Here is a 4190-nt window from a genome sequence, read left to right as displayed (position 1 = left end):
GCGAATATGAGCCTCTGAGGGCTGTTTTCGCTTATTACTCTAAACTTTCCTGAATTAAATCAAAGAATTTATCAAATTCTCGCCTAAATCCCTTTAATTCAGCCAACAAATCTTTATTCATGTCTAAAAGCTCCTTGTTTTGAACCTCCAAAAACTTACACTTGACTTCTACCTCCGATATACGCTGAATAACATTTCCTTCAAAACCTAGAGAATAATTTTCTTTGCGAAGTCCTTGTTTTATTTTTTCAACACCTGAAGCTGATATATACACCAGACCTCTGTGAGTCATCACATCATCGTTATCTAATTTTTTTCGGTGATATTTCACCAAATCTTTTGATATTTTTAACTCTTCAGCAATCTCTGACATTGTCTTCCAACTACTCATTTTCGCTCCTTTTTCTCTAAACTTTCTTACTGGGAAATTTACCAACTATGAGTATACCACACAACCAAGGAATTTCCTAGTAAAAACTACCCAGAAAACATATGTTTTTATTCCGGCAAGCTTAGCATCTGGATACCCATTTACCAGTAAATTGTCCAGATGCTGTGTTTGAAAGAAATAAAAAGAGTCGTCCTCTCAAACGCCTTTTTTACCACTTTCAAATTTTTGGGGAGTTCCCCAATCCCCCTCATCCTACAAATTCTTTTTAACTCTTTTTCTTTGCAACAATAATATTTTATGGTATAATGTAAGCGTATACAGCGGAGGTCGATTCAATAAAGAAATCATAATGTAGTTTTCAATTTTAATTTGTTTATAGAAAGGAGAATTCTTATGAATAAACAAATAAAAACTTCAGCCCTTTTAGGGGTATGTGTTGTTTCTTTAGGGGTTATTGCTCCTGTTTTAGGAGCGAATCCAGTTGTTGCTGATTCCGTCACAGAGACAACAGTGCAAGGAAATCTTAATAAGATTGATGTTGTTGAAACTCTCTCTGATAATGGCTATCTAGACGTGGATCCTGATGCTAAAAAAGTTACCATTACTGAAAAATATAAGCAGGAGGTATTAGCTAACACTGACACTGACTTATATAATGTTATTTTTACCGAAAACTCAATTACAATAGCTCCTAAATATTCTTTCAGAGACTTCTCAGGATATACTAAAATCGTTTATACTTGGAAAGGATATGATATTTATTTAGATAGCACTACTGCCAATAGAATAGTTGCTGGACTTGGTGGTGGAGCTGCTCTTGCTGCTTTAATTCCTGAACCAGGCGCATCCAAAATTGTAGCTGCTGCTTTAGGGACTGTTGCCGCTATAATTGCTTATAATAATGCTGCTGGACGAGGGGTTATCATTGCTTTTGTAGGAGTGTTTCCAAATGGAACTCCACACTGGATAACTTCTCAATGATGTATACAAAATTGGTGTTGTTTATTACCTTTCTTGTAATAAGCTTGTTACCTGATAAGATTTTTGGAAAAAATAAAAAAATTTGGAAAATAGTTCTTGCAATATTGATGGCAGCGACAGCATTATCATTTATGTACTAAGTTATTTTAAGAATGTAGGGTTTATTTCCCTACATTCTTTCTTTTTAGCTTTTTCCTATATCACAATGCATTATTTAAAAATACTATATCTTATAATTGTTTTTTTGAGCATAAGGGAAACTGCCCCCACGAAGCGTGTGGAGTTGATAGTATCAACGTTTCCAATGATATCAATTTTCTCGGCTTCGCCTACTTACACACACATGCTATACTTACCTTTACACACTTTATAGGTGTTATACTTACACTGTTTTTTATTCTTTACATACTTTTACATACACCCTTTTTGACTATCTCACACTTTAACACACTCTTATCGCATACAGATACACACAAAAAAAAGATGCTGATTTCTCAATCAACAATCTCTTCAGCTGGTAAGGTATAAAACGGCAAGTATTTTGGCAGTTCCTCAATCTCCAAACCGAGAACGTCTGCTAATTCAGCAATCTCTTTCATCAACTCGTCGATTTCACCCTCTAGTAACTCATAACGTTTTTTATCCAACACTTTTTTCACTCGAGCAATTTGACTAGCTACGAATTCAAATTGACTTTCAATAGCCCTTCGAGAACTGTCCCAATAGTTTTGGGCAATAGCCTGCTTTTTCTCTGTAGCTCGTAGATGGTCAGCCAATGCATTAAAACTCTCCCATGCAGTACTTTCCCACTGCTCAGCTTCTTCTACTTGCCTTAATAATCTATTTCTTTCAGCTTTTAATTTCTCGATATCGTTTATCAGTTCCGTTCTTTCTGTCATTTTGTGGCTCCCTTTTCTGCGTTGATTAGTCTAAAAAATCATAAATGTCTGTTTGAACTTCATGAGATTCTGAACGATTCAGTCTAGCCAACATTTCTTGCTTTTTACGTTCCAATTCAGCTTTTGTCTCTTCGCTTGTTGTGTTCACATAATCAGTATTTGACCAACTAGGTACGTTGGACTGTCTTTTCTGCTTATGTTTTGGCTTGTTAAATTTATTTGGAACATACGATTCGGATATTTCAGGATTCCAAGTGAACTCGTAGCCTAGAACGGGGTTACCTCGCTTGTTTGACTTGATTTTCTTGACTTTTAAGTCAGCAAAATAAGGCGAGAGTTGCTTTTTGATAGGGGTTATGACAAGCCTATCTATATGACACGCCTTGTAGCTACTTGGCATGTCCATCAGCAACTTAAATTCATCAATCGCAAACTCTTTTCGTCCAACTGTACGCCACTGCTTCAGCAGTCTATAGGCGGTCTTAGCGTATGTTGAACGAATCGATGTAAATTCCTGCAATTCGTATTGAGTGAAATTGGCTGATAGTCTGTTTAAGATATAGTCGAAGTATGGGGAAAGCGATACTGTCGCCTTCATATCAGACAAATCCTCTTCCCAATCTACCCTGAATTTCGTAAAAAGTGGCATATATTCAACAGACCTGCTTGTTCTCTCGATGTATCTCAGCTGGCTGATGTTGTTGGATAGACTATCCATCGTATCATAGAAACGCTTGTTGTGTTGAATAGAATAGTCTGCTAATTCAGCTAGCTGATACTTGTCAAAAACGAGGTCAGAAGTGCCTTTATCCTTCGCTTTAGCGATGATAGCAAAGAAGAAATTCATCTCTTCAGCAGTCCATTTCCGCATAATAACAGTATTCAAATCATTGTGATGTTTGACAACTTCGTTAGCCATATAGAAACCTCTTCTAATTTATGTTTTTATTATACCCTGTTTTCGTTATAAAAACAAGTTTCAAGTTATGTTTTTATATACCGACATTTTGTTATTCAAGAACCGACAAAATGTTATCGAAGAACCGACAAAATGTTATCGAAGAACCGACATTTTGTTATTCATAAAAGCTGAAACCCCTTGGCGCTCTAGGGCTCAAAAGCGCCTTAAATATATATAAAATATAATTAAATATATATAAAAAGGGTCTCACTTCGTTTCGACCTCTATCCCTCATTACAAATCAAGCTATCTATCCGAAATTCCCCCTAATTTTGCTATTTAGCAAAAATATGTTATAATTTAATCAACAACAAGAGTAGTGAGTTCATCACGCTAAACGAAAAAGCACCCTGTCCGCCAAGACTTAGGGTGCTTTTTTTGCGCCAGCTACAACACACTAGCGTTCGTGAAAAGTGACACTATTTCTCGTTATCATCGAAGCGCTTTTCAATCCACTTCATCCCATAGGATTTCCCCAACTCGTACGCTAAGGGCAACACTACTCGGACAACAACAAGAAGAGTAATGAGTTCTAACAAGCTAAACACCTCCTTTCGAAGGCTTAGTGCCAGAATATTGCTATTATACCATGTCCGCTTGCTTTATTCCATGGTCTATTTGACAACAAGTAACCTAGGTCGTTAGTCTTTGGTTTGTCGGTCAGCTGAACAAAGTTCAGACTGAACCGCCCTAACCAGTCTAACTTGACCTAGCTTGTTATCAAATAGCTTTCACGGCATAAATCGCTCAGAGGCTATCAGACGCCATATTTTGCCCTTTAACGCATTTTAACATCAAAGACATAGAATTATACTCCGAAAACAAAAACAAGCGAATATGAGCCTCTGAGGGCTGTTTTCGCTTATTACTCTAAACTTTCCTGAATTAAATCAAAGAATTTATCAAATTCTCGCCTAAATCCCTTTAATTCAGCCAACAAATCTTTATTCATGTCTAA

4 protein-coding genes are annotated in these 4190 nt (G+C 36.5%); 1 reads left to right on the top strand and 3 read right to left on the bottom strand.

Annotation, left to right across the window (positions count from 1 at the left end):
- Positions 1-34 precede the first annotated feature (34 nt).
- Entirely contained in the window at positions 35-373 is a 339-nt protein-coding gene (locus tag PCY12_RS10265) for a hypothetical protein (protein ID WP_301352821.1), read from the bottom strand.
- 411 nt (positions 374-784) lie between these two features.
- Between PCY12_RS10265 and PCY12_RS10260 the strand changes: the two genes are divergently transcribed.
- A complete protein-coding gene (locus PCY12_RS10260; RefSeq protein ID WP_301352819.1) occupies positions 785-1372 on the top strand; it encodes an ABC transporter ATP-binding protein in 588 nt (195 codons plus the stop codon).
- Positions 1373-1866: 494 nt separating this feature from the next.
- Here the strand turns inward: PCY12_RS10260 and PCY12_RS10255 are convergent, their stop codons facing one another.
- Together PCY12_RS10255 and PCY12_RS10250 are read right to left on the bottom strand one after the other, a co-directional pair.
- Positions 1867-2271, bottom strand: coding sequence for a hypothetical protein (locus PCY12_RS10255; protein WP_196320110.1), 405 nt, complete (start codon positions 2269-2271; stop codon positions 1867-1869).
- A gap of 25 nt (positions 2272-2296) precedes the next feature.
- A complete protein-coding gene (locus tag PCY12_RS10250) occupies positions 2297-3190 on the bottom strand; it encodes a replication initiation protein (protein ID WP_301352817.1) in 894 nt (297 codons plus the stop codon).
- Between the last annotated feature and the right edge of the window lie 1000 nt (positions 3191-4190).

This window comes from Streptococcus sp. SPS1 (genome assembly GCF_030439915.1).
Classification (GTDB): Bacteria; Bacillota; Bacilli; order Lactobacillales; family Streptococcaceae; genus Streptococcus.
Note: the sequence above shows the minus strand (reverse complement) of the source record. Positions and strands in the feature narration are given on the sequence as shown.

Coding starts and splice junctions, on each gene's coding strand:
- PCY12_RS10260 (WP_301352819.1), top strand. CDS start 785: ATGAATAAACAAATAAAAACTTCAGCCCTTTTAGGGGTATGTGTTGTT.
- PCY12_RS10265 (WP_301352821.1), bottom strand. CDS start 373: ATGTCAGAGATTGCTGAAGAGTTAAAAATATCAAAAGATTTGGTGAAA.
- PCY12_RS10250 (WP_301352817.1), bottom strand. CDS start 3,190: ATGGCTAACGAAGTTGTCAAACATCACAATGATTTGAATACTGTTATT.
- PCY12_RS10255 (WP_196320110.1), bottom strand. CDS start 2,271: ATGACAGAAAGAACGGAACTGATAAACGATATCGAGAAATTAAAAGCT.